The following is a 23,656-nucleotide window of genomic DNA, read 5'->3' on the forward strand; positions in this document are numbered from 1 at the left end:
ATCAGACCGCGTCGGACAACGAGGTGAAGGTGAAATCGCGCAGTTTCATCGGCGGAATCATCATCACGAAGTTCGACTCGTCACCGGCCACGCGCACTGGCTTGCCCAGCTCTTCGATGTTGTTGAGCATGATCACCGGCGACTCGTTGAAGCGGAAATTCTTCACCGGGTACTTGATCTGGCCGTTCTCGATGTAGAAGGTGCCATCGCGGGTCAGGCCGGTCAGCAGCACGGTCTGCGGATCGACCATGCGGATGTACCAGGTGCGGGTGACCAGAATGCCCTTCTGGGTGCCACGCACCAGATCGGCGGTGCTCTTGTCGCCGCCGCTCATCAGCAGGTTGCCCGGGGTGGCATTGGCGGTCTTGCCCTGCTTCTGCGCCCAGAACCGGGTGTACTCCAGGTTGGCGACCTTGCCGTTCTCGATGATCGGCAGCTTGCCGCGCGGCATGCCTTCGCCATCCCACGGCAGCACCGGGGCTTCGGGGTGCCACGGGTCGGCATGCATGTTCACGCGCGGGTCGTAGACCTGCTCGCCCAGCTTGTTGCCGCCGCCCTTCTTGGACAGGAAGCTGCGGCCTTCATCGGCCGAGCGCGCGCTGAAGAAGTTCATCATGAAGCTGATCAGGCCCGCCGCGGCGGCCGGCTCCAGGATCACCGTGTACTTGCCCGGTTCCAGCGCCTTGGCTTCCTGCGATTCGGTGGCCTTGCGCATCGCGATCTGGATGTCCTGGTCGGCCTTGAAGTCGGCGGCATCCTTGAGGTTGCGACCCACCCAGCCCGAACCGCGGCCATCTTCAGTGCGCACGGTGCAGGTGTAATCGAAGTTGGTGCTGCGCTGGTAGCCGAAGTTGCCGTTGCTGTTGGCGGTGGCGTAGAAGCCCTGCCCGTCTTCCAGGAAGCCGGCGGCGATCAGGCCCTTGCCGCGGCACGGGGCGATCGAGTCGGCGGCGACCTTGGCGCGGAACGCCGGGTCGATGGCGGCGGTGGACGCGCTGAAGGTGGGGCTGGCGGTGTAGGTCTGCTTGCCGATGGCCGGCATGAACTCCGGGTTTTCCGGGGCCAGACGGGCCAGGTCTTCGGCGCGGCGCACCACGCGTTCCAGCGCGGCGTCGTCGAACTCGTTGATCGAGGCGGTGCCCACGCGCTTGCCAAAGGCCACGGTGACGGCCAGTTCGGTGTTGTCCACGATGCCGCTGGTGGACACGTTGTTCAGCGCGAAACGGATGTTGCCGTTGATCGAGCCGGCCAGCACCGCGGTGCATTCATCGGCCTTGGACAGCGCGATGACCTTGTCGAGGATGGCCTTGGCTTGTGCTTCGGTGAAGATACTCATGATTCGTAGGCTCCTGACCGGTCAGCCGAGGCTGCGCGCGGTGTTGATGACGTTGATGCCGTTGAAGCGCGCGGTGGACGACCCGTGCGAGACCGCCGAGACCTGGCCCGGCTGGCCCTTGCCGTCGAAGAACGAACCGCCCAGGCGGTAGTCGCGTTCATCGGCCACGGCGCTGCAGGCGTTCCAGAATTCCGGCGTGCGGATCTGGTAAGCCACGTCTTCAAGCATGCGGGTGATCTTGCCGTTCTTGATCTCGTAGAACAGCTGGCCACCGAACTGCGCGTTGTAGCGCTGCTGATCGATCGAGAACGAGCCGTCACCGATGATGTAGATGCCGTTTTCCACGTCCTTGACCAGGTCGGCCACGCTCAGCGGGGTCTTGCCCGGCGCCATCGACACGTTGGCCATGCGCTGGAACTGCACGCTGGACCAGGAGTCGGCATAGCAGCAGCCGTCCGAGGCGGTCTTGCCCAGGATGTGGGCCTGGTCGCGGATGGTCTGGTAGTCCACCAGTTTGCCGTCGCTGATCAGGTCCCAGCGCTTGGTCTTGACGCCTTCGTCGTCGTAGGCCACCGCGCCGAGGCTGCCCGGCTGGGTCTTGTCGGCGAAGATGTTGACCTTGTCGCTGCCGTACTGGAAATGCTGTTCGCGCTTGTCCAGGGTGGCGAAGCTGGTGCCGGCGTAGTTGGCTTCGTAGCCAAGCACGCGGTCCAGTTCCAGCGGATGGCCGACCGATTCATGGATGGTCAGCCAGGTGTGCGAGGGGTCCAGCACCAGGTCGTACTTGCCCGGCTTCACCGACGGCGCCTTCAGCTTCTCCTGCGCCTGCTTGGCCGCCGCGATGGCGTCTTCCTTCATGTCGTAGGAGGAGCTGTAGTTGACCACCCCGTTGGGGGTGAGCACCTTGCCGGCGGCGGCGCCATCGAGGTATTCGTAGCCCATGCCCATCGGCGCGGACAGACCCTCGCGGGTGCGGAACTTGCCGCTGGCCTTGTCGATGGCGGTGATGGTCATCGGGGCCCAGATGCGGTGCACGTCCTGGTCGATGTAGGAGCCATCGGTGGAGGCGAAGTACTTCTGTTCGTTGACCAGGAACAGCATCGAGTTGACGAAGCTGGCGCCGGCGGCCATCGCCGCGGCATTGACGTCCAGCAGCAGGTCCACCTTCTCCTTGATCGGCACGTCCATCGCATTCTTGCGGATGGGGGTCTTCCAGCTCACTTCCCCCACGCCGGGCGCGGCGGCCAGCTGTACCGGCGCGGTCTGCACGCCCGCATTGGCCTTGGCGATGGCGGCCGCCTGCTGCGCGGCGCGCGCCACGTCGGCCGTGCCCAGCTGGTTGGTGGCGGCAAAGCCCCAGGCACCGTTGACGATCACGCGGATGCCCACCCCGGTGGATTCGGTGTTGACCACGTTCTGCACCTTGTCTTCGCGGGTGATCACGAACTGGCGCAGGTAGCGCCCGATGCGGACGTCGCAGTAGGTGGCGCCGGCCTGGCGGGCAGCGGCCAGCGCAGCGTCGGCCAGGCGCTTCTTCAGCCCCAGGTCCAGCGTGCTGTGCAGCTGCTCGGCGGCGATCACCTTGCCGAAGAATGACGGCACGATCAGTCCGCCAGCGGTAAGCCCGGTGAGGGCGAGGAAGTCACGTCTTTGCAAGGCAGCTCTCCACGTCGGTGTGGGGGTGGCAGGGAAACGGCGACATCACAGCGACCGCCGGGGCGGTGGCCCCGATTCTTGCGGCCATCGGAAGGGGGCGTCAAATGACGGAATGCACGGTGGGCAGGGCATGCTCATCCCAGGCTGCGCGCGGTGTTGATGATGTTGATGCCATCAAAGCGCGTGGTGGACGAGCCATGCGACACCGCCGAGACCTGGCCGGGCTGGCCCTTGCCATCGAAGAACGAGCCGCCGAAGCGGAAATCACGTTCGTCGCAGATCGCACTGCAGGCATTCCAGAATTCCGGCGTGCGGATCTGGTAGGCCGCATCTTCGACCATGCCGGCGATCTGTCCGTTCTTGATCTGGTAGTACAGCTGGCCGCCGAACTGCGCGTTGAAGCGCTGCTGGTCGATGGAGTACGAGCCGCGGCCGTGGATGTAGATACCGTTCTCCACGTCCTTGATCATGTCGGCCACGCTCAGCGGCGTCTTGCCCGGGGCCAGCGAGACGTTGGCCATGCGCTGGAACTGCACGCTGGACCAGGAATCGGCGTAGCTGCAGCCGTGCGATTCGGTTTCGCCGAGGATGTGCACCTCGTCGCGGGTGGCCTGGTAGTTGACCAGGATGCCGTCCTTGACCAGATCCCAGCGCTTGGTCTTGACCCCTTCATCGTCGTAGCCCACCGCACCCAGGCTGCCGGGGGCGGTCTTGTCGGCGAAGAAGTTGACCCGCTCACTGCCCCAGCGGTAGCCGGCATCGCGCTTATCCAGGGTGGCAAAGCTGGTGCCGGCGTAGTTGGCCTCGTAGCCCAGCACGCGGTCCAGCTCCAGCGGGTGGCCGACGTTCTCGTGGATGGTCAGGAACAGATTGGACGGGTCCAGCACCAGGTCGTACTTGCCCGGCTTGACCGACGGGGCCTTGAGCTTCTCGCGCGCATGCCGCGCCGCGGCGATGGCATCTTCCACCGGGTCGTAGGAATCACGGTAGGCGGTGATGCCGCCGGGCAGGGCGATCTTGCCGCTGGCGTCGCCATCCAGGAATTCGTAGCCCATGCCCATCGGCGAGGACAGCCCGGCGCGCGTGCGGAACTTGCCGCTGCTCTTGTCGATCGCGGTCGCGGTGAACGGCAGCCAGATGCGGTGCACGTCCTGGTCGATGAAGGAGCCGTCGCTGGAGGCGAAGTACTTCTGTTCGTTGACCAGGAACAGGGTGGAGTTGATGAAGTTGGCGCCGGCATTGAGCGCGGCGGCGTTCAAGCTCAGCAGCAGGTCGACCTTGTCCTGGATCGGCACGGCCATCGCGTTCTTGCGGATGGGCGTCTTCCAGCTCACCTCGCCCACGCCCTGCACGGGTGCCAGCTGGACCGGACGGGTCTGGATGCTGGCGTTGGCCCGGGCGATGGCCGCCGCCTGTTCGACCGCAGCCTTCACCGCGGCCGGCGTCTGCTGGTGCGTGGCGGCAAATCCCCAGGCACCGTTGACGATCACCCGGATGCCGATGCCCGACGATTCGCGGTTGGTGACGTTCTGCACCTGCGCCTCGCGGGTGATCACCGACTGGTTGAGGTACCGGCCGATGCGTACATCGCAGTAGCTGGCCCCCAGCCGTTTGGCGGTCGCCAGCGCCGCGTCGGCCAGCACCTTCTTGCGGGCCACGTCGCCCGGCTCGAGCAGCTGCTCGGCGGCGATCAGGCGGGAGTGCGGCAGCATCAGGCCAGCCAGGCCCATTCCAGACAGCGTCAGAAACTCACGGCGTTGCACAGCTTGCGATTCCCCGGGTACGGTCGCGGGCAAGACGCCGGCGACAGTGGACAAGTCCTCGACTTTCGGTGGCAGGCGGCAGTGGCACAAGTGACTGCGGTCATGGTTGGATGTGTCTTGTCCAATTCATCTTGAGCACTGCATGAGCCAGCAACGTTGGTCCGAGGCCTGCGAACGCAACCGTGAGCCGATCCTGGCCGTGCTGCGGCGGCACCTGCACGACCGCACGCGCGTACTGGAGATCGGCAGCGGCACCGGGCAGCACGCGGCGTACTTCGCCGCACAGCTGCCGCACCTGCACTGGCAGGCCAGCGACCACCCGGACTACCTGCCGGGCATCGCCGAGCGCCTGGTGGAGGCGGCGCTGCCCAATGCGCCCGCACCGTGGCCGCTGCAGGCGGTGCTGTCGCCGCACCCGGGCCTGGCCCCGCTGCCGGCGCCGCCGCGGGGCTTCGATGCGGTGTTCAGTGCCAACACCCTGCACATCATGAGCTGGGCGCACGTGCAGGCGTTGTTCGCCGGGTTGCCGGCGGTAATGGCGGACAACGCGCTGCTGTGCATCTACGGGCCGTTCAATGACGACGGTGCGTTCAGCAGTGACAGCAACCGGCAGTTCGATGCGTGGTTGAAGGCGCGTGATCCGGACTCGGGCATTCGCGATGCCGAGGCGGTGGACGCGCTGGCGGCTGCGCAGGGGCTACGGCTGGTGGAGGATGTGGCGATGCCGTCCAACAACCGGCTGCGGGTGTGGCGGCGGGGGTGATCAGGCGGTGGTGGACTGCGCGGCCAGCCGCGAGGCCGCGGTGCGAAGTCCTTGGAAGATCGGTTCGGCAACCTGCATCGGGAAGCCGTCCGGGAGCATCCCGCCGACGTGCCGGATGGCCGGTTCAACCTGAGCCAACAGTTCCTCGATCCATGGCTCGGCCCCGGCTGCAATGCCTGCGGTACGGGCGGTTTCATTCCAGTGACGACGGAGAATGGTGAGCAGCTTCCGGTGCCGGTTCTTGCCCCGCACCGACATGGCCAGCTGGGCATCGTGCGGATCCAGTTTCCCCGGACCGCGGCCCAGGATGGGATAGACCGAGAGCACGTCGTAAACCGGTGTGAGGCCGAACCTGCCCCCGGCGTGAATGTGGACACTGAAATTCTTGGCATGACCATCGGTGGCGGCCAGCATCCAGAACAAAAGCTGCGTCTTGAAGAAGTGCTCGCGATCCTGTGCGTGGTCCGATTGCCTCAACAGCGCCAGGATCTCGAGCATGCCGGGGCCGCCATCGGATTCGTACTTCTTTGCGCTGGGGAGTCCAAACACCTGACACATGTCTTCCTGTGGAAGCCGCAGCCACCACTGCCCGCTACGTGCCAGACGCCGATCGAAGCGTTCGACGATGAGTGCACGCTGGTCCTCGAAGCGGCCCATCTCCGTGTGCGCCGTCGGGATGTTGAACGCGCCGATCAGCTGCATGCACAGCCACTCGTTCTCTACCGACAGCTGCATGTCTGCGCGCATGTTGCCAACCAACCCAAGCGGCAGTTTGAAGATGTGCGTGGTGGGCGTGCTGCCCGCTGGCAGGCACCACGTGCCACCGTGCCAGAGCAGCGCGGTCTTTTCCTGCGCCCCCGCGATGGAGATGCGGAAATCATCGGCCTGGCGTGGCGAAGTGCCAGGCACGGGTAACCTGGTCACCCCACGCAGCACATCGGCAACCTCTGCATCGGAGAGCGGCCGGCACTGGATACTGTGCAGATCCGCAGGGCGCGTGCCATCGGGCAGCAGTTGCACCGCGCCCACGCAATCGCGGCCAATGGCCTGAAGCAGGTCGAAGGTTCCTGCGGTGTGCGTGCCGAAGCGGTCACGCAGGCGATTGCGGATGCCATGGTTGTCGGGGAGCAGATTGTCAAAGTAGTCCGAGACGACGTGACCTCGGTGGCTTGCCCCTGCAGGCAGCAGGGGCAGGGACAAGGACAACGGCCGTGGCGATTCCGACTCCAGCCAGGACGATGCGTAGGTCAGTTCCGGGGGCGCGTTGGCGCTATGGCGCCATGTGGCCACCTCGCTCCCGTTCATCCAGACCTTCAGCGCTGCCATCATTACCACTCCATCTCTGGCGGCTGTGCGGTGGGTGTGGCGCGCTGGAGCGACACCTCAAGACCCAACACGGCCCACACTTTCATCAGCCGCTCAAAGGTCGCGGCTTCGGGTTCGCGCTCAAGCGCGGTGATGGCCTGACGCGATACCCCCAACCGTTCGGCAAGCGCGGCCTGGCTGTAGCCCGCCTGTTTGCGAAAAGCGCGCATCAATGCGCCCAGTTGATGAGGCGTGCGTACGACGCGGCTGTCATTGCTCATGGGTGTCTGCTCTGCTGGACGACGAGTGCCGCCAAGCCACCGGGTGAACCATATCCGGGGTTCGACGCGCCGGTTGGGACCGCAATCCCGCTATGAAGGAAATCAATCGCAACCTCTTCGCAACCTATAGGTTGCTTGGGCCGAATGCAACCCATACGTTGCATTTACGAAATGCAATGTATACGTTGCTTTTCCCGTGGAAGGCGGGTCTCACCCCTGGCAATGCCCTACCGGTGTAGCCGAACGCTGACATCGCACCCGATGCCAGCGTTCGCTTGCCTCATGCCACCTGCACGATGTGCAAAGCGCGCGGATTCTTCCACTGGGCCAGCAGCGTGGCTTCGCGTGCCTTGGCCTTGTGCAGGTGGGCTTCCTTGACGTGCCCGTAGCCGCGGATGTGTTCGGGGATGCTGGCGATCTCCACCGCCAACGCCACGCGGTCATCGCGCAGCCCCTCCAGCAGCAGGGCCACGGTCTGTTCGTAGTCGGCGATGAGCTGGCGCTCGCCACGGCGTTCGGCGGTACGGCCGAACACGTCGAAGGTGCCGCCGCGCAGGAACTTCAGTTTGGCCAGCAGGCCGAACGCCTTGAGCATCCACGGGCCGTACTCCTGCTTGATCAGGCGGCCCTGCTCGTCCTTCTTGGCAAACAGCGGCGGGGCCAGGTGGAAGCGCACCTGGAAATCGCCCTCGAACTGCTGCTGCAGGCGGCGCTGGAAGTCGCCGCTGGTGTACAGCCGTGCCACTTCGTACTCGTCCTTGTAGGCCATCAGCTTGAAGTAATAGCGCGCCACGGTTTCGGTCAGCGCGGTGCTGCCCACCGCATCCCACTCGGCGGCCCGCACCTTGTCCACCAGCGCACGGTAACGCGCGGCGTAGGCGCTGTCCTGGTAGTCGGTGAGGAAGCGCACGCGGCGTTCGACCATCTCGTCCAGCGAGCGCGACAGGCGCTCGTCGTCCAGTGGCAGGAACGCCACATCCTCGCCCACGCCATGGCCGGGCAGGCCACGCAGCTCGCGCTCGTCGCCGGTATCGCGCGGAGCTGCGTTGGCGCCCCATTCGTTGCCTTCCCACTCGCCCGGCGGCAGGTCATGCAGCGGGCCGGGCGTGCGCTCGGCATCGGTGTGGCCGTTGCGTACCAGGCCGGCGGCCTGCTGCACGGCCTGCGGGTCCACGGCGGCCAGGCGGCCCCAGGCGAATGCCTGCTGGTTCATCTGCACGGCCGCGCCGTTGAGTTCCACCGCGCGCATCAGCGCCTCGAACGAGATCGGCACCAGCCCCTGCTGCCAGGCATAGCCCAGGATGAACAGGTTCGACGCGATCGCATCACCGAGCAGGGCGGTGGCCAACTGGGTGGCATCGAGCAGCAGCGGCTCGCGCCCGCCCAGCGCCACGCGGATGCCGGCGATGATGTCGGCCGCGGGGAACTGCATGTCCGGGCGGGTGGTGAAGGTGCCCGGCATCGCTTCATAGGTGTTGAGCACCACCTGCGAACGCTCGGCGCGCACCTTGGACAGTGCCCAGTAGTCGTTCACCACCACCATGTCGCAGCCCACCACCAGGTCGGCTTCGCCGGCGGCGATGCGCACCGCGTGGATGTCTTCGGGCGTACGTGCGATGCGGATATGGGTGGTGACCGCGCCGCCCTTCTGGGCCAGCCCGGTCTGGTCGAGCACGCTGGCGCCCTTGCCTTCCAGGTGCCCGGCCATGCCCAGCAGCGCGCCGATGGTGACCACGCCGGTGCCACCGACGCCGGTGATCAGGATGTTCCAGGGCTGTTCCAGCATGGTGCGGAAGGTCGGCGCCGGCAGGTTGTCCAGCAGCGCGGTCTTCGAACTGCGCGCGCCCTTGCGCGGCTTGCCGCCGTGCACGGTGACAAAGCTCGGGCAGAAGCCGGTGGTGCAGCTGTAGTCCTTGTTGCAGTTGGACTGGTCGATGTCGCGCTTGCGCCCGAACTCGGTTTCCTTGGGCAGCACCGACACGCAGAAGCTCTTCTGCCCGCAGTCGCCGCAGCCTTCGCACACCAGCGAATTGACCACCACCCGCTTGGGCGGGTCGACCAGCTTGCCGCGCTTGCGGCGGCGGCGCTTTTCGGTGGCGCAGGTCTGTTCGTAGATCAGGATGCTGGTGCCCTTCACCTCGCGCAGCTGCTTCTGCACCGCGTCCAGCTCGGCGCGGTCGTGGAACTCCACGCCCTCGGGGAACAGCTCGCGCTTGTTCCACTTGCCGATCTCATCGCTCACCAGCACGATCGTCTGCACTCCTTCGGCGCGCATCTGGTGGGCGATCTGCGGCACGCTCAGGGTGCCGTCCACCGGCTGCCCGCCGGTCATCGCCACCGCATCGTTGTAGAGGATCTTGTAGGTGATGTTGACCCCGGCCGCGATGGCCTGGCGGATCGCCAGCGAGCCACTGTGGAAGTAGGTGCCATCGCCGAGGTTCTGGAACACGTGCTCGGTGTCGGTAAACGCGGCCTGCCCGGCCCAGGTGACGCCTTCGCCGCCCATGTGGGTGAAGGTGTCGGTGCTGCGGTCCATCCAGGTGACCATGTAATGGCAGCCGATCCCGCCCAGCGCGCGCGAGCCTTCCGGCACGCGGGTGGAGGTGTTGTGCGGGCAGCCGGAGCAGTAGTGCGGCACGCGCGGGAAGCTGGCGCGCGGCAGGGCCAGCTCGGCTTCCTTTTCGTCCATCCAGCGCAGGCGCTGTTCGATGGATTCATTGCTGAAGAAGCGCTGGATGCGGCGGCCGATGACGCCGGCGATGGTGGCCGGGGTCAGCTCGTTGGTGGACGGCAGGATCCAGGTGCCGGCCTCGTCGTACTTGCCCACGATCGACGGGCGCGGACCGGCACTGGCCGGCCAGTTGTAGAACTGTTCCTTCATCTGGCGCTCGATGAAGGCACGCTTCTCCTCCACCACCACGATGTCTTCCAGACCCTGCGCGAAGCGCGCGATGCCCACCGGCTCCAGCGGCCAGGTCATGCCGACCTTGTACACGCGGATGCCGATGTCGGCGCAGGCCTGCTCGTCCAGGCCCAGGTATTCCAGCGCCTGCAGCACGTCCAGGTAGCTCTTGCCGGTGGTGACGATGCCCAGCCGCGCACGCGGGGAGTCCATGACCACCCGGTCGATGCCGTTGGCACGGGCGAAGGCCTGCGCGGCGGCAACCGCATAGCGGTGCAGGCGCATTTCCTGGTCCAGCGGCGGATCGGGCCAGCGGATGTTGAGACCACCGGCCGGCATCTCGAAGTCCTCGGGCAGCAGGATCTTCCGCGCGAACGGGTCGACCTGCACCGAGGCCGAGGATTCCACGGTCTCGGCAATGGTCTTGAAGCCGATCCAGCGCCCGGTATAGCGGCTCATCGCCCAGCCGAGCAGGCCCATGTCCAGGATGTCCTGCACGCCGGCCGGGTTGAGCACCGGCATCATCGCGCTGACGAACTCGTCCTCGCTGCCATGGGGCAGGGTCGAGCTGCGGCAGGCATGGTCGTCGGCGGCCAGCGCCAGCACGCCCCCGTGCACCGAGGTGCCGGCCGCGTTGGCATGCTTGAACACGTCGCCGCAGCGGTCCACGCCCGGGCCCTTGCCGTACCACATGCCATACACGCCCTGGACCTTGGCGCCCGGAAACAGGTTGGTCTGCTGGGTACCCCAGACCATGGTGGCGCCCAGGTCCTCGTTGAGGCCGGGGGTGAACTTCACCCGCGCCGCCTCCAGGTGCTGGCGGGCCCGCCACAGTTCCAGGTCGAAGCCGCCCAGCGGGCTGCCGCGGTAGCCGCTGATGAAGCCGGCGGTATCCAGCCCGGCCGCCTCGTCGCGCAGGCGCTGCATCAACGGCAGCCGCACCAGCGCCTGCACCCCGCTCAGGTAGATGCGGCCATCGGTACGGGTGTACTTGTGGTCCAGCGTATAGCTGGCGTCCAGGCCACCGGCGTCGGGCTGGTTGGCGGAGGAGGGCGAGGTGAGTTCGGCGGTACTGGTCATGGCTGGCCCGGGAAGTCGGCTGGCACGGCCGCAGCAAACACGACCGGAAAGGCGCGGATTGTACCAGTGGCGCCGAAATGGACCTCGGGCACTCGCATCCGGGCGCACGCTGGGGTTAGGATCGGGATGGGAGGTTGTTGTGACAACCCGGGGGAGTTTGCATGGCAGTGGCAAGACAGGGGCGCGCCGGCGTGATGCGGGCGGCTGGTTTGGCTGCGGCGTTGATCGCCGCAATGACGACATTCGGGTTGGCGGCACAGCCGCTGCCCGCGTTGCAGGAGTTCTACTTCGACACAGACCCGGCCGCCGTTCCGATGGTGGTGGTGCCTGCCGACAGTGGCGACCTGGTGGACCAGCTCATGAAGCAGCGCGAGCGTGGGCGCAAGGCGCTGGATGCCACCGTGCAGCTGGCGGGTGTCGCGTTCTCGCAGGGGCGTCCGGAGCTGGGCCGCACCCTGTACGCGGAGGCCAGCAGCAGCACGCAGCCGACCACGGCGGCGGGGCGCGCGGTGCGCTGGAACTACGGCTGGGACCTGTTCCGGCTGGGCGAGGTGGAGGCGGCGCTGGCGCAGTGGAGTACGGCCCAGGGCGGCATGCGCGGCAACCCGTCCTGGGTGCCGGCCACCTACGCATTGGCGTTGTGGACCCTGGGGCGCAAAGACGAGGCCGTGCAGTGGTACGCCGCGGCGGTACGCACCGAGCCGCAGCAATGGGGCAGTTCCGCCCGTTACGCCGACCTGCTGCCCAGCTGGCGCGACAGCGAGCGCGCCACCCTGGCCGAGGTGCAGAAGGCCTGGGCGGCGCAACCGCCCGCCTGGCCCTGAGTCGCCGGGCGCTGCCTGCGGCGGCCGCCCGGACCGGACCTGTGGCACGTCGCTTCGACCAAGGTCGGAGCGGCGGCAGCCTGCGCATCGGCTAGGCTGTTGCGATGGCTTTCGATGCGTTCGCCCTGATCCTGACCATGCTTGGCCTGGGCATGCTGTTCGCGCGCCTGCGCGCGCTGCCCGAGACCAGCGCCGAGGTGCTCAACCGTGTGGTGTTGTACGTATGCCTGCCTGCGGCGGTGCTCACCTACGTGCCGCGGCTGCACCTGGATGCCAGCCTGATCGGGCTGATGGCCACGCCCTGGCTGTTGATGCTGGCCAGTTGGGCCTTGGTGTCGCTGGCCACGCGCGTGTGCGGTTTTGCCCGCGACGTGCACGCGGTGCTGCTGATCTGCGTGACCCTGGCCAACTCCAGTTTCATCGGCTACCCGATGGTGCGCGCACTGCTGGGCGACGCCGCATTGCCCTACGCGGTGGTCTACGACCAGTTCGGCACGTTCCTGCTGCTGTCCACCTTCGGCCTGTACGTGATCGCCCGTTACAGCGGTGACACCCCGCCCACGGCGGTCCAGGTGCTGGCGCGCATCGCGCGCTTCCCGCCGCTGTGGGCGCTGCTGTTCGCGCTGCTGCTGATGCCCGAACAGCCGCCTTCCTGGATCGGTAATGGCCTGAAGCAACTGGCCGATGCGATGCTGCCGCTGGTGATGCTGGCGGTGGGCCTGTCGATCCGGCTGCGGCTGTCGCGCGAGGAACTCACCCCGCTGGGGATCGGGCTGGCGTTGAAGCTGCTGGTGATGCCCGCCTTGGCGGTGCCGATCTCGTGGCTGCTGGGCCTGCAGGGCACGATGCTGCAGGTCAACGTGCTGGAATCGGCCATGCCGACCATGATCACCGCCGCCGCCCTGGCGATCTCGCACCGCCTGGCCCCGCGCCTGGCCGCAGCGATGGTGGGGTACGGCATTCTGTTGTCGCTGGTGACGCTGCCCGCCTGGGTAGCCGTGCTGCAACAACCCGCATAAGAACGGTAGAGCCGACCGTTGGTCGGCTGCTCTCCCCARGGCCACCGACACCACCCGTGCGCGTCAGCCGACCAACGGTCGGCTCTACGTTGGCGGGTCGGCGAACGTTTACCTGAYAAGAACCGGTAGAGCCGACCGTTGGTCGGCTGCTCTCCCCAGGGCCACCGACACCGCCCGTGCGCGTCAGCCGACCAACGGTCGGCTCTACGGCGGCGGGTCGGCGAACGTTTACCTGACAAGAACCGGTAGAGCCGACCGTTGGTCGGCTGCTCTCCCCAAGGCCACCGACACCGCCSGTGTGCATCAGCCGACCAACGGTCGGCTCTACGTTGGCGGGTCGGCGAACGTTTACCTGATAAGAACCGGTAGAGCCGACCGTTGGTCGGCTGCTCTCCCCARGGCCACCGACACCACCCGTGTGCGTCAGCCGACCAACGGTCGGCTCTACGTCGGCGGGTCGGCGAACGTTTACATGACAAGAACCGGTAGAGCCGACCGTTGGTCGGCTGCTCTCCCCARGGCCACCGACACCGCCCGTGCGCGTCAGCCGACCAACGGTCGGCTCTACGTCGGCGGGCCGGCGAACGTTTACCTGATARRAACCGGTAGAGCCGACCGTTGGTCGGCTGCTCTCCGAAGGCCACCGACACCGCCCGTGTGCGTCAGCCGACCAACGGTCGGCTCTACGTCAGCGGGTCGGCGAACGTTTACCCGTCGGAGGCGGCGGGCATTACCCGTCGGCACTTACCGTGCGGCCGCGCGCCCATTCGCGCAGGGCGGTGACCTGTTCGGCCATCAATACCGAGAGCGGCCGGCTGCTGCGGATCTCGGCCATGAGCAGGTCGGTATCCAGCACGCGTTCCTCGGCGTGGGCGGCGTACAGCCCGGCGACGACGGCCTGTTCGATCTCGGCACCGGAGAAGCCGTCGGCGGCCGCGGCCAGGGCCGACAGCGCAAAATCATCAGCATTGAGCTGGCGCCGGCCCAGGTGCAGGCGCAGCAGCTCCACCCGGGTGGTGGCGTCGGGCAGGTCGACGAAGAAGATCTCGTCGAAGCGGCCCTTGCGCAGCAGTTCGGCAGGCAGCTCGTGCACCTGGTTGGCAGTGGCCACGATGAACACCGCGCCCTTGCGCTCGGCCAGCCAGGTCAGCAGGTAGCCCAGCACGCGCCGCGATACCCCGCCGTCTTCGCCACCGCTGGCCAGGCCCTTCTCGATCTCGTCGATCCACAGCACGCACGGCGCCAGCTGCTCGGCCGAGGCCAGGGCGTCGCGCAGGTTCTTCTCGGTCTCGCCGTGGTACTTGTCATACAGGCTGCCGAAATCCAGCCGCAGCAAGGGCACCCCGAAGCCGGCGGCGGTGGCCTTGGCCAGCATCGACTTGCCACAGCCCTGTACCCCCAGCAGCAGCATGCCCTTGGGCGGGTCCAGCCCGGCGGGGCCCTGGCCGCCCAGGAACACCGGGCGGCGCTGGTTCACCCAGCGCTTGAGCCGGTTGGCCCCGGCCACGTCGGCAAAGCGGGTGGTGTCGTATTCGAAGTGCAGGTGGCCGGCCCGGTTGAGCAGCTCGAACTTGAGCCGGGCCAGTTGCGGCAGGTCGTCCTGGCTGAGCGCGCCGTCGGCGAAGATCAGCTGCCGGCCGATGCGTCGCGCGTCCACCATGCTCAGGCCGCGCAGGTTGTGCAGGATCTTCTTGACCGCCTCGTTGTCCACTTCGACCCGCCGCCCGCCGTTCTCGCGGGCATAGGCCTCGGCCTCTTCGCGCAGCATCTTCAGCAGCGCGTTGAGGTCGGGCAGGCGTGGGTTGAAGCGGGTGGCCAGGGCTTCCAGTTCGGCCGGCAGCTCGACCTTGGCGCCGATCAGCACCAGCACGTGGGCTTCGCAGTGGCGGCGCTGGATCAGGTCGCGCAGTGCGCGCTGGTGGCTGGCATAGCCCAGGTAGGGATGGAAATCGAGCAGCAGGTAGATGCCGCGCTGCTCGGCCTGGCGGATCATCTGCAGGGCCGAACTGGCATCGGGCGGGCCAACCGCGTCGTCCTCGCGGTCCATGTCGATGCGGCGCAGGCCCTCGGTGATGGACCAGCGGTGCAGGGCCCGCCAGACATGCATCAGGGTCTGCCGGAACAGCTCCACGATGCGACCCTCGTCCTGGGTCTCGATGATGATCAGCGGGGTGTTGGCGCGGATCAGCGCGCTCAGGTCCTGTAACTCGCTCATGCCGGCTTGCAGTCCATTGGATCGCGCACGATAGCAAAGCGCCGCCCGGTGCAGGGGTTCAGCAGCGCGACTATCTCCGTCACGGACGGCGGTGTACGCTGCGACGACGTTCCCCGGAAGCGAGGCTGGCATGAAGACGATCCTGGTAGCCGGTTCCAAGGGTGGGGTGGGCAAGACCACCGTCGCCACCCACCTGGCGGCGCATGCCGCATTGGACGGCAAACGGACCGTGCTGGCCGACGCCGACCCGCAAGGCTCCAGCACCCGCTGGGCGCAGCGCCGCGCGGTGCTGGAAAGCGCCGTGCTGCCGGTGGACGTCTACCGCAAGAAGGCCTGGGAGAAACTCATCCCCGACGGCACCGACGAAGTGATCATCGACGCACCGGCCGGGGCATTGGCCGACGATCTGGGCCACTTCCTTGACGTTGCCGATGCCGTGGTGGTGCCGGTGCTGCCCTCGGCGCTGGACATCGAAGCCATCGTCGGCTTCCTCAACAGCCTGTCCAAGGTGCCGCGCGTGCACCGCCGCGCGCTGCCGGTGGGGCTGGTGCTCAACCGCACCAAGCCGTGGACCCAGACCTCCCAGCAGGCCATCCAGATGCTGGCCGAGTGGCCGTATGACGTGGTCGCGCAGCTGCGCGACAGCCAGAGTTACGTGGTGATGGTCGGGCTGGGACGCAGCCTGTTCGATTACCGCTCCGCGCAGGTGCGCGAGCACCAGAGTGACTGGGAGCCACTGTTGAAGTGGCTGAAGAAAGCCTGATCCGGAAGAGAGCCTTTATGCGAGAACTGATCCTGCTGCGCCATGCCCACGCCGAAGCCGCCAGTACCGGCCAGGCTGACCTTGACCGTCCGCTGTCACCGATCGGCTTGGCCGAAGCGGAAGCGGCCGGCCGCTGGCTGAAGGAGAACAACCTGCTGCCCGATTGCGTGCTGTGCTCGCCGGCGCGGCGCACCCGTGAAACCCTGGAGGCCGTGCTGGGCATCACCGGCTTTGTCGAAAAGCGCCTGGAAGATGCCGTATACGACGCCACCCCGGGCACCTTGATGGGCCTGATCGAGGCCCGTGGCGATGTCGACCGGCTGCTGGTGGTTGGGCACAACCCCGGCCTGGAACAGCTGGTGGCGCTGCTCAGTGAAGGCACCAGCAGCGATTACCGAGGCATGCCGCCGGGCGGCATCGCGGTGCTGTCGGTGGACGGCAAGGCCAGCATCGAGCCCGGCGTGGCCACCCTGACCGCGTTCTGGTGGCCGTAGCCCATGGCGGTAGTGCGCGTGTTGTTGGGCTGCCTGCTGGCACTGGCAGCCGAAGCGGCCTGCGCTGAACCACCGGCGCCTGCCCCGCGCCAGGTGCTGGAGTTCGATACCGCGCGCTCGCGCTTCGGTTTCGAGATCCGCACCCGGCTGGGGCAGCGCATCGAAGGGGTGTTCCCGCGCTTCGAGGGGCGCATCGAGGTGCTGTCCGACGGGCGCCACCAGGTGCACCTGCGGATGTTCACCCGCTACGTGGAAATCCCCGGCAAGACCCGCTACACCGGCTGGATGCGCGGCGAAGAGTTCTTCGATTCGGCGCGCTACCCGGTGGTCGAGTTCGACTCGGTGCCCTACTGGCCCGAGGTCGTGGAGAAGGGCGGCGGGGTGGAGGGCAGGCTGATCCTGCGCGGGGTAAGCCACCCGGAGACCCTGCGGGTGGAGCCGGCGGAGTGTCCCCGGGCCGGGTATGATTGCGACGTGGTCAGCCGCGGCAATGTGCAGCGAGGCCGGTATGGAATGGACAGCTGGCAGCTAGCCTTGAGTGATCGAGTGACCTTCGTATTGCGAGCGCGTCTGAGCGAGGCGCCGAAACCGTGAACCCATTGTTGAAGATCGTGCTGCTGGCACTGCTGTTGCTGGTCAGTGGTTGTGCGTCGCTGTCCAACGCCGAGCGCGAGCGTGCGGCCGGCATTGCCGTGCAGGCGCGTTCGACCGTGGTCGAGTGCAGCCAGCCGGACCGCTGCGCGCTCGATTCGCCGCTGCGCGGCCTGGGCGGCAAGGCCTTTGCCGCCTCCACCGAGGCCGCCCCGCAGCACTACGCCACGATCATCGACGAGGGCGAGGTGTCGCTGGTGGCGCGGCTGAACCTGATCCGCAGCGCCACCCGCAGCATCGACCTGCAGACCTACATCTTCGACAAGGACGACAGCGCCCGGCTGGTGCTGGACGAACTGCTGGGCGCGGCCCGGCGCGGGGTCAAGGTACGGGTGCTGATCGACCAGCTCTCGGCGATCTCGGACCTGGAAATCCTGGGGGCGCTGGCCAGCAGCCACCAGAACTTCGAGCTGCGGGTGTACAACCCCACCTTCGGCAAGGCGCGGTTGAACTACTTCGATTACGCCGGCAGCGTGCTGTGCTGCTTCCGCCGCTTCAACCAGCGCATGCACAACAAGCTGCTGGTGATCGACGATGCGCTGGGCGTGGTGGGCGGCCGCAACTACCAGGACGACTATTATGACTGGGACAGCGAGTACAACTTCCGCGACCGCGACGTTCTCGTGGCCGGCCCGGAAGTGCGCGAGATGGCGGCCAACTTCGACGCCTTCTGGCGCGCGCCGCGCAGCGTGCCGGCCGAACGCCTCAACGATGTCGGCGGCCTGCTGCTCAAGAACGGTGCGCCGACAATGCCGCCGGCCGAGTTCCGCCACCCGCAGCGGATCGCGCGGGTCAGCGCCGAAGCCGACGACCCGGCGTATGTCACCCGTGCGTTTGTCGACACCGCGATGCCGGTGGCATCGGTGCGCTACGTGGCCGACCTGCCGCGCAAGCACCGCCGCGAACGGGCCAGCCAACCGGCCAACGGCCAGCACGTCACCGAGCCGCAGCTGGACGCCCTGATTTCCAGCGCGCAGACCGAAGTGCTGCTGCAGACCCCCTACCTGGTGCTGTCCAAGCCCGCCCGCAAGCTGTTCTCCGACCTGCGCAAGCGCCCCCAGCCGCCGCGCATCGTGGTGTCCTCCAACAGCCTGGCGGCCACCGACAACCCGATCGTCTACGCGCTGTCCTACAAGTACAAGCGGCGCAACCTGCGCGAGCTGGGCTTCAATATCTACGAGTACAAGCCGTTCCCGCTGGATGCCCCTGTGGATTACCGCAACCTGCTGCCGGCCCCGCTGGGCGAAGCGCCGCCGTCGGACGGCAAGCGCAGCAGCCTGATCGGCGGCAGCGCGGCGGGGAGCAATGCACGCGGCAGTGCCGGCAGCGGCGAACGCCGACGCAGCGAGCCCGACGCCGACGCCACGGCCAGCGCCACCCCGCGCCAGACAACCCCCGGGCCGGCCGCGCGCCGCCGCACCGACGGCAGCGTGGTCGAACGCCGCGTGCTGCGCGCCGAAACCCGGCCGTCGTTTCTGGGCACCAAGGCCGTCAACAAGCCGCTGCCGGTCACCCGCACCGGTGCGCGCATGGGCCTGCATGCCAAGTCGATGGTGGTGGACCGCCGCATCGGCGTGATCGGTACGCACAACTTCGATCCGCGCAGCGAGAACTACAACACCGAAGGCGCGGTGATCATCGACGACCCGGTGTTTGCCGAAGCGCTGGCGCAGAGCATCCTGCGCGACATCCACCCGCAGAACTCGTGGGTGGTGGCGCCGCGCACCAAGCCGCCGGTGTTGTCCGGCTTGAACTACAGCGTCGGCAAGGCATCCGAAGCGTTGCCCGTGCTGGATTTCTGGCCGTGGCGCTACGCCACCGATTACGAATTCAAGCCCGGCCCCGACTGCCCGGCGCCCCTGCGCCGGCAGCACGAGGATTTCCATAAGTGCTACGTGGCCGTCGGCGACTTCCCCGAGGTCAACGTCGGCCCGAAATGGCTGCTGGTGCGCATGCTGACCGCCTTCGGCGCCGGCCTGGTGCCCATCCTGTAAACCCTTGGTTCCACGGAGCTGCTGCATGTCCCAGGTATTCCGCGAGGCGGTGTCGATCGACGCACTCAACGCCCTCAGCCGCAACACCCTCATCGACCACCTGGGCATCGTCTTCACCGCCGCCGGTGAGGACTGGATCAGCGCCACCATGCCGGTGGATGCGCGCACCCGCCAGCCGTACGGCATCCTGCACGGCGGCGCCTCGGTGGTGCTGGCCGAAACGCTCGGCAGCAGCGCCGGCAATCTGTGCGTGGACACCACCCAGCAGGTCTGTGTCGGCCTGGAGATCAACGCCAACCACATCCGCGCCATGCGCGGCGGCGTGGTCACCGGCACCGCGCGTGCGGTGCACGTCGGCCGCAGTACCCATGTGTGGGACATCCGCATCGAAGACGAGGGTGGCCGCCTGGTGTGCACCTCACGGCTGACGTTGGCCGTGGTTCCGGCGGTCGCCCCGGTCTGATCGCTGCACTGCATGGATGCTGTGTTGCGTCGGTCGCCACAGTGCGCCGGCGCACTGTCGGTGCGCGCGCTGTGCCGCAACCGGGCAGCGGCTTGACCCCTTGCGGTCACTGGCCCTCCCGCGTTATCGATTTGGCCGCCTGCGGCTGGCAGACCCTGCGGCGCTCGGGTATCGTGCGCGGATGAATTCCCCCACCCCGGCCTCACGTGGCGGCGTGGCGCGTGTGTGCCGTTACCTGTACCGCGTACCGCTGCTGCTGGTCCACCTGTTGCTGTTCCTGCCGATGCTGCTCATCGCCATGCTGCCCCCGTGGGGCCCCATGCGCGTGGGCAACCGTCCGTTCGAGCACGTCGCGGTCAACGCATGGTCGAGCGGCCTGATGTGGATCTTCGGCTTCCGCCTGCACCGGATCGGTACGCCGCTGCCGGGTGCGGTGCTGTTCGTGGCAAATCACGTCAGCTGGGTCGACATCAACATGCTGCACAGCCAGCGCATGATGGGGTTCGTGGCCAAGCGCGAGATCGCCAGCTGGCCGGTGGTGGGCTGGTTGGCTGCCCGCGGCCAGACCATCTTCCACCAGCGCGGCAGCACCGAATCGCTGGGTGGGGTGATGCAGGAAATGGTGGTACGCCTGCGCGAGGGCAAGGCCGTGGGCGTGTTCCCCGAGGGACGCACCCGGGGCGGCCATGAAGTGGGCCCGTTCCACGCCCGCATCTTCCAGGCCGCGGTGGAAGCCCAGGTCCCGGTGCAGCCGGTGGCGCTGCGCTATGGCTGGCGCGGCGACGCCCAGACCATCGTGGCGTTCGGCCCGGGCGAGAGCTTCTTCGCCAATTTCCTGCGCCTGCTCGGTGAGCCGGCCCGCCGCGCCGAGGTGCATTTCCTCGCGCCCATTGGTACGCACGACCTGGAAGGCCGTCGCCGCATCGCTGAAACGTCGCGGACGCGCATCCTGGCGGCCATGAACGCCGAGTAGCGCATGTCGGCTCTTCACGCGCCAGCGTCGCAACCGGGAGCAGGCTGCCGCCCATGTTGACTGCTGCCGACTATCGCCCCCCGCGTTGGCTGCGCAATCCGCACCTGCAGTCGATGCTCAGCTCCAGCCGCATGCGCATGCAGCGCGGCCTGATGCTGCTCGCTGCTACCGGGGCGATGACCGAAGAGCTGATCCTGGACGGTGGGCAAGGTGTGCGTCTGCAGGGCTGGCACAGCCATGTGGAAGGCCGCGAGCCGATCGGCATGGCGCTGCTGCTGCATGGCTGGGAAGGCAGTGCCGAGTCCAGCTACATGCGCATGACCGCCGCACGCATGCTGGAGGAAGGGTTTGACGTGGTGCGGCTGAATTTCCGCGACCACGGCAACACCCACCACCTCAACCCGGGCATCTTCCACTCCAACCGCATCGACGAAGTGGTGCAGGCCGCCGGCGACATCGCCCAGCGCTGGCCACAGTTGCCGCTGGTGGCGGCCGGTTACTCGCTGGGCGGCAACTTCGTGCTGCGCCTGGCGCTGCGCGCGCCATCGGCCGGGGTGCCGCTGCGCCGGGTGGCGTCGGTCTGCCCGGTGCTGGACCCGGCCATCACCATGGAGAGCATCGAGAACGGCCCGGCGATGTACGACTGGTATTTCCGGCGCAAATGGGCCGGTTCGCTGCGCCGCAAGCGCGACCTGTTCCCCGAGCTGAGCGACTGGGACGACCGCGTGCTCAAGCTGGACATCCGCGCCCTCACCGCCTGGCTGGTCGAGCACCACACCGATTTCGGCTCGCTGCAGGCCTACTTCGACGGGTATTCGATTGCCGGCGACCGGCTGGCCGGGCTGGCCGTGCCGGCCGACATCCTGATGGCCCAGGACGACCCGGTGATCCCGTTCGCCACCTTCGACGGCTGGCGCCTGCCGGCCCACGCCCACCTGGAAATCGCCCCGTGGGGCGGCCATTGCGGCTTCCTGGAGAACTGGCGCGGCGACGGCTTCTCCGAACGCTGGGTCTCCCAGCGGCTGCGCGCCGAAGCCGTGCGCTGAGCGAGCTTGGCCCGGCGGGCGTGCTCTACAATCGGGGTTTGACCCACGCTGGACCGTCATGCAAGACAAGATCCTCCAAGCCCTGCGCCGCAATGCGGCCGACGATGCCGTGCAGCTTGCGCGCCAGTGGACCGCCGACGAGCCGGAGCAGCCGCAGGCGCACCGCTGGCTGGCGCTGTCGCTGCAGCAGCAGGGCCAGTACGACGCCGCCCTGGAGAGCCTGCAGCAGGCGCTGGCGCTGGCCCCCGACAACGCCGAGCTGCACCTGCAGCACGCCGGTCTGCTGCTGGCCCTGCGCCAGTTCGAGGCCGCCGGGTCGGCGCTGGACCGCACCGCCTCGCTCAATCCCAACGAGCTTGCCGCCTACCTGATGCAGGCGCACATGGCGCTGCTCCGCAACGACGTGGACGAAGCCGAGCGCATCACCCGCACCGCGACCCGCCTGGACGAGGACAGCCCTGAGCTTGCCGCGTTGAACGGCATGATCGCGCTGCGCCGGGGCGAGGGCGACCGCGCGCTGGCCCTGCTGTCGGCCGCCGCACGGGCGCTGCCGGACGATCCGCGGGTGCTGTACGCGCTCGGGTTCGCCTACATGGGCAAGGACATGCTGGCCTTCGCCGAGCAGGCGTTCCGGCGCGTGCTGGAGCTCAATCCGGCCGTGACCTCGCTGCGCGCGCTGCTGGTGCAGCTGGCGCTGCGCCAGGGCAACAGCGAATCGGCCGCGGCCACGCTGCGCCAGGTACTGGCCGAGCCCGAGGGCGATTCCCCGGGCGTGCGCCGCCTGGCCGGTGAGCTGGAACTGCAGTCCGGCCAGCCGCTGCAGGCGCTGGAGCACCTGTTGCCGGTGCTGGAACAGTCGCCCGGCGATCGCCACACGCTGCAGCTGTTGCTGATGGCCTGGCAGCGCCTGGGCCGCGAACAGCAGGCCCGCGAGACCCTGGATGCGCTGCTGGAGACGCACCCCCAGCTGCACGACCTGTGGCTGGCGCGGCTGTCCATCGAAGTGGTCGGCGATGCCGAGGCGGTTGCCGTGGGCGAGCGCTGGCTGCAGGCCATGCCCGAGCACCTGCCGGCGCTGGAAACGCGCATGCGCCTGCACGACATGGCCGGCGAAGGCGAGGCGGCCGAAGCGGTTGCACGCCGCATCGTGGCCATTGAGCCGGGCCGCGCCAGCGGTGAGACCCGCATCGTGGGGGGGCTGCTGGCACGCGACCCGCAGGCGGCCATCGCCCACGTGCAGGCCATCCATGACAGCGCACCGGACACGGCCAAGTCGAGCCTGCGCGCGTGGCTGGGCGCGGTCCAGGACCAGGCCGGGCAGCATGCCGACGCCCTGCGCACCTGGCTGGGCGCGCATGCCGCAGACGCCGGTCAGCGCCTGCCGCTGCCGCCGCAGGCCAAGGCGCCGCTGAGCTGGCCGGACATGGGCACCATCGCCGAGGACACCCTGACCCGCCCGATGCTGGTCTGGGGTGCACCGGGGTCGGGCGTGGAGCGCGTGATCGCGGCCATCGCCACGGCCAGCAACGTGCTGCGTGGCGATCGTTTCGGCGAGACCCCGCCCAACGATGCCTTCCAGAATTACCACACCCTGCAGAACCTCTCGACCGGCACGCTCAGCCCGGAACAGCTGGTGGCGCAGTGGCGCGAACAGCTGCCCTCGCGCGGCCTGGCCGACGCCAACGTGATCGACTGGCTGCTGTGGTGGGACAACGCGCTGTTGTGGGCGCTGCGCCCGCAGCTGCCCGAAGGCCGCCTGCTGGTGGTCCTGCGCGACCCGCGCGACATGCTGCTGCACTGGCTGGCGCATGGCGCACCGGCGCCGTTCGCGGTCAACGGGATCGACGAAGCGGCCGAGTGGCTGGCGCGTTCGCTGGCCCAGGTGGCCACCCTGCACGAGCAGGACCTGTACCCGCATGCGTTGATCAACATCGATGGCATCGGCAACGATCCGGCCGTCATGGCCGAGCACCTCAGCCGTCTGTTCGGCATGCGCTTCCCGCCAGCGGCCACGCTGGGTCCGGCGCGCCTGCCTGCCGGCCACTGGCGCCAGTATCGCGAGGTGATGGCCGCGCCGTTCGCGCTGCTGACGCCGGTCGCCGTTCGTCTTGGCTACCCGGAAGAGTGA

General features: G+C 67.9%; 18 protein-coding genes. 11 read left to right on the top strand and 7 right to left on the bottom strand.

The window, feature by feature from the left end; genetic code table 11:
• Nucleotide 1: 1 nt before the first annotated feature.
• The 3 genes from AC1DCJ_RS08230 to AC1DCJ_RS08240 all read right to left on the bottom strand — a co-directional run bounded on the left by AC1DCJ_RS08230 (nucleotide 2) and on the right by AC1DCJ_RS08240 (nucleotide 4,755).
• Entirely contained in the window at nucleotides 2-1,336 is a 1,335-nt protein-coding gene (locus AC1DCJ_RS08230; protein WP_038691355.1) for a TldD/PmbA family protein, read from the bottom strand.
• Between the two features lie 21 nt (nucleotides 1,337-1,357).
• Complete coding sequence (locus tag AC1DCJ_RS08235; protein ID WP_141058265.1) at nucleotides 1,358-2,992, bottom strand: TldD/PmbA family protein; 1,635 nt, start codon at nucleotides 2,990-2,992, stop codon at nucleotides 1,358-1,360.
• A gap of 134 nt (nucleotides 2,993-3,126) precedes the next feature.
• Nucleotides 3,127-4,755, bottom strand: coding sequence for a TldD/PmbA family protein (locus AC1DCJ_RS08240; RefSeq protein ID WP_478070656.1), 1,629 nt, complete (start codon nucleotides 4,753-4,755; stop codon nucleotides 3,127-3,129).
• Between the two features lie 142 nt (nucleotides 4,756-4,897).
• Between AC1DCJ_RS08240 and AC1DCJ_RS08245 the strand changes: the two genes are divergently transcribed.
• Entirely contained in the window at nucleotides 4,898-5,518 is a 621-nt protein-coding gene (locus AC1DCJ_RS08245; protein WP_478070657.1) for a DUF938 domain-containing protein, read from the top strand.
• On the opposite strand, the gene AC1DCJ_RS08250 is transcribed toward AC1DCJ_RS08245, so the two are convergent.
• The 3 genes from AC1DCJ_RS08250 to AC1DCJ_RS08260 all read right to left on the bottom strand — a co-directional run bounded on the left by AC1DCJ_RS08250 (nucleotide 5,519) and on the right by AC1DCJ_RS08260 (nucleotide 11,086).
• Nucleotides 5,519-6,844, bottom strand: a complete 1,326-nt coding sequence (locus AC1DCJ_RS08250; protein ID WP_478070658.1) for a type II toxin-antitoxin system HipA family toxin — start codon at nucleotides 6,842-6,844, stop codon at nucleotides 5,519-5,521.
• 2 nt (nucleotides 6,845-6,846) lie between these two features.
• Nucleotides 6,847-7,104, bottom strand: a complete 258-nt coding sequence (locus tag AC1DCJ_RS08255; protein ID WP_137191396.1) for a helix-turn-helix domain-containing protein — start codon at nucleotides 7,102-7,104, stop codon at nucleotides 6,847-6,849.
• A 280-nt stretch (nucleotides 7,105-7,384) separates the two neighbouring features.
• Complete coding sequence (locus tag AC1DCJ_RS08260) at nucleotides 7,385-11,086, bottom strand: indolepyruvate ferredoxin oxidoreductase family protein (RefSeq protein ID WP_478070659.1); 3,702 nt, start codon at nucleotides 11,084-11,086, stop codon at nucleotides 7,385-7,387.
• 161 nt (nucleotides 11,087-11,247) lie between these two features.
• Between AC1DCJ_RS08260 and AC1DCJ_RS08265 the strand changes: the two genes are divergently transcribed.
• Together AC1DCJ_RS08265 and AC1DCJ_RS08270 are read left to right on the top strand one after the other, a co-directional pair.
• Nucleotides 11,248-11,910, top strand: a complete 663-nt coding sequence (locus AC1DCJ_RS08265; RefSeq protein WP_414715960.1) for a tetratricopeptide repeat protein — start codon at nucleotides 11,248-11,250, stop codon at nucleotides 11,908-11,910.
• Nucleotides 11,911-12,014: 104 nt separating this feature from the next.
• The gene (locus AC1DCJ_RS08270; protein WP_141058261.1) at nucleotides 12,015-12,929 is read left to right on the top strand and encodes an AEC family transporter; all 915 of its coding nucleotides are present in this window, start codon (nucleotides 12,015-12,017) and stop codon (nucleotides 12,927-12,929) included.
• Between the two features lie 730 nt (nucleotides 12,930-13,659).
• Here AC1DCJ_RS08270 and AC1DCJ_RS08275 read toward each other — a convergent pair.
• A complete protein-coding gene (locus AC1DCJ_RS08275) occupies nucleotides 13,660-15,144 on the bottom strand; it encodes an AAA family ATPase (protein WP_137191393.1) in 1,485 nt (494 codons plus the stop codon).
• A 130-nt stretch (nucleotides 15,145-15,274) separates the two neighbouring features.
• On the opposite strand from AC1DCJ_RS08275, the gene AC1DCJ_RS08280 reads away from it, so the two are divergent.
• The 8 genes from AC1DCJ_RS08280 (at nucleotide 15,275) to AC1DCJ_RS08315 (ending at nucleotide 23,656) form a co-directional block, all read left to right on the top strand.
• Entirely contained in the window at nucleotides 15,275-15,907 is a 633-nt protein-coding gene (locus AC1DCJ_RS08280; RefSeq protein WP_038691342.1) for a ParA family protein, read from the top strand.
• Between the two features lie 17 nt (nucleotides 15,908-15,924).
• Nucleotides 15,925-16,401 carry a SixA phosphatase family protein gene (locus AC1DCJ_RS08285; protein ID WP_038691340.1) on the top strand — a complete coding sequence of 159 codons (477 nt, stop codon included), beginning with the start codon at nucleotides 15,925-15,927 and terminating at the stop codon, nucleotides 16,399-16,401.
• Between the two features lie 3 nt (nucleotides 16,402-16,404).
• Nucleotides 16,405-16,995, top strand: coding sequence for a YceI family protein (locus AC1DCJ_RS08290; protein WP_478070660.1), 591 nt, complete (start codon nucleotides 16,405-16,407; stop codon nucleotides 16,993-16,995).
• Nucleotides 16,992-19,046: a phospholipase D family protein gene (locus AC1DCJ_RS08295; RefSeq protein WP_314403950.1), complete on the top strand. Its 2,055-nt coding sequence runs from the start codon at nucleotides 16,992-16,994 to the stop codon at nucleotides 19,044-19,046. The genes AC1DCJ_RS08290 and AC1DCJ_RS08295 overlap by 4 nt, the downstream gene beginning before the upstream one ends.
• Nucleotides 19,047-19,071: 25 nt before the next feature.
• Nucleotides 19,072-19,509: a hotdog fold thioesterase gene (locus AC1DCJ_RS08300; RefSeq protein ID WP_137191389.1), complete on the top strand. Its 438-nt coding sequence runs from the start codon at nucleotides 19,072-19,074 to the stop codon at nucleotides 19,507-19,509.
• Nucleotides 19,510-19,690: 181 nt separating this feature from the next.
• Complete coding sequence (locus AC1DCJ_RS08305) at nucleotides 19,691-20,482, top strand: lysophospholipid acyltransferase family protein (protein ID WP_137191388.1); 792 nt, start codon at nucleotides 19,691-19,693, stop codon at nucleotides 20,480-20,482.
• Between the two features lie 56 nt (nucleotides 20,483-20,538).
• Nucleotides 20,539-21,528 carry a YheT family hydrolase gene (locus AC1DCJ_RS08310; RefSeq protein WP_038692689.1) on the top strand — a complete coding sequence of 330 codons (990 nt, stop codon included), beginning with the start codon at nucleotides 20,539-20,541 and terminating at the stop codon, nucleotides 21,526-21,528.
• 58 nt (nucleotides 21,529-21,586) lie between these two features.
• Complete coding sequence (locus tag AC1DCJ_RS08315) at nucleotides 21,587-23,656, top strand: tetratricopeptide repeat protein (protein ID WP_478070661.1); 2,070 nt, start codon at nucleotides 21,587-21,589, stop codon at nucleotides 23,654-23,656.

The organism is Stenotrophomonas sp. 10N36 (assembly GCF_056395005.1).

What these genes read in the sequence shown, in the direction of transcription:
- AC1DCJ_RS08230 (WP_038691355.1), bottom strand. Translation starts at nt 1,336, where the DNA reads ATGAGTATCTTCACCGAAGCACAAGCCAAGGCCATCCTCGACAAGGTC.
- AC1DCJ_RS08245 (WP_478070657.1), top strand. Translation starts at nt 4,898, where the DNA reads ATGAGCCAGCAACGTTGGTCCGAGGCCTGCGAACGCAACCGTGAGCCG.
- AC1DCJ_RS08250 (WP_478070658.1), bottom strand. Translation starts at nt 6,844, where the DNA reads ATGGCAGCGCTGAAGGTCTGGATGAACGGGAGCGAGGTGGCCACATGG.
- AC1DCJ_RS08255 (WP_137191396.1), bottom strand. Translation starts at nt 7,104, where the DNA reads ATGAGCAATGACAGCCGCGTCGTACGCACGCCTCATCAACTGGGCGCA.
- AC1DCJ_RS08260 (WP_478070659.1), bottom strand. Translation starts at nt 11,086, where the DNA reads ATGACCAGTACCGCCGAACTCACCTCGCCCTCCTCCGCCAACCAGCCC.
- AC1DCJ_RS08265 (WP_414715960.1), top strand. Translation starts at nt 11,248, where the DNA reads ATGGCAGTGGCAAGACAGGGGCGCGCCGGCGTGATGCGGGCGGCTGGT.
- AC1DCJ_RS08270 (WP_141058261.1), top strand. Translation starts at nt 12,015, where the DNA reads ATGGCTTTCGATGCGTTCGCCCTGATCCTGACCATGCTTGGCCTGGGC.
- AC1DCJ_RS08275 (WP_137191393.1), bottom strand. Translation starts at nt 15,144, where the DNA reads ATGAGCGAGTTACAGGACCTGAGCGCGCTGATCCGCGCCAACACCCCG.
- AC1DCJ_RS08280 (WP_038691342.1), top strand. Translation starts at nt 15,275, where the DNA reads ATGAAGACGATCCTGGTAGCCGGTTCCAAGGGTGGGGTGGGCAAGACC.
- AC1DCJ_RS08285 (WP_038691340.1), top strand. Translation starts at nt 15,925, where the DNA reads ATGCGAGAACTGATCCTGCTGCGCCATGCCCACGCCGAAGCCGCCAGT.
- AC1DCJ_RS08290 (WP_478070660.1), top strand. Translation starts at nt 16,405, where the DNA reads ATGGCGGTAGTGCGCGTGTTGTTGGGCTGCCTGCTGGCACTGGCAGCC.
- AC1DCJ_RS08300 (WP_137191389.1), top strand. Translation starts at nt 19,072, where the DNA reads ATGTCCCAGGTATTCCGCGAGGCGGTGTCGATCGACGCACTCAACGCC.
- AC1DCJ_RS08305 (WP_137191388.1), top strand. Translation starts at nt 19,691, where the DNA reads ATGAATTCCCCCACCCCGGCCTCACGTGGCGGCGTGGCGCGTGTGTGC.
- AC1DCJ_RS08315 (WP_478070661.1), top strand. Translation starts at nt 21,587, where the DNA reads ATGCAAGACAAGATCCTCCAAGCCCTGCGCCGCAATGCGGCCGACGAT.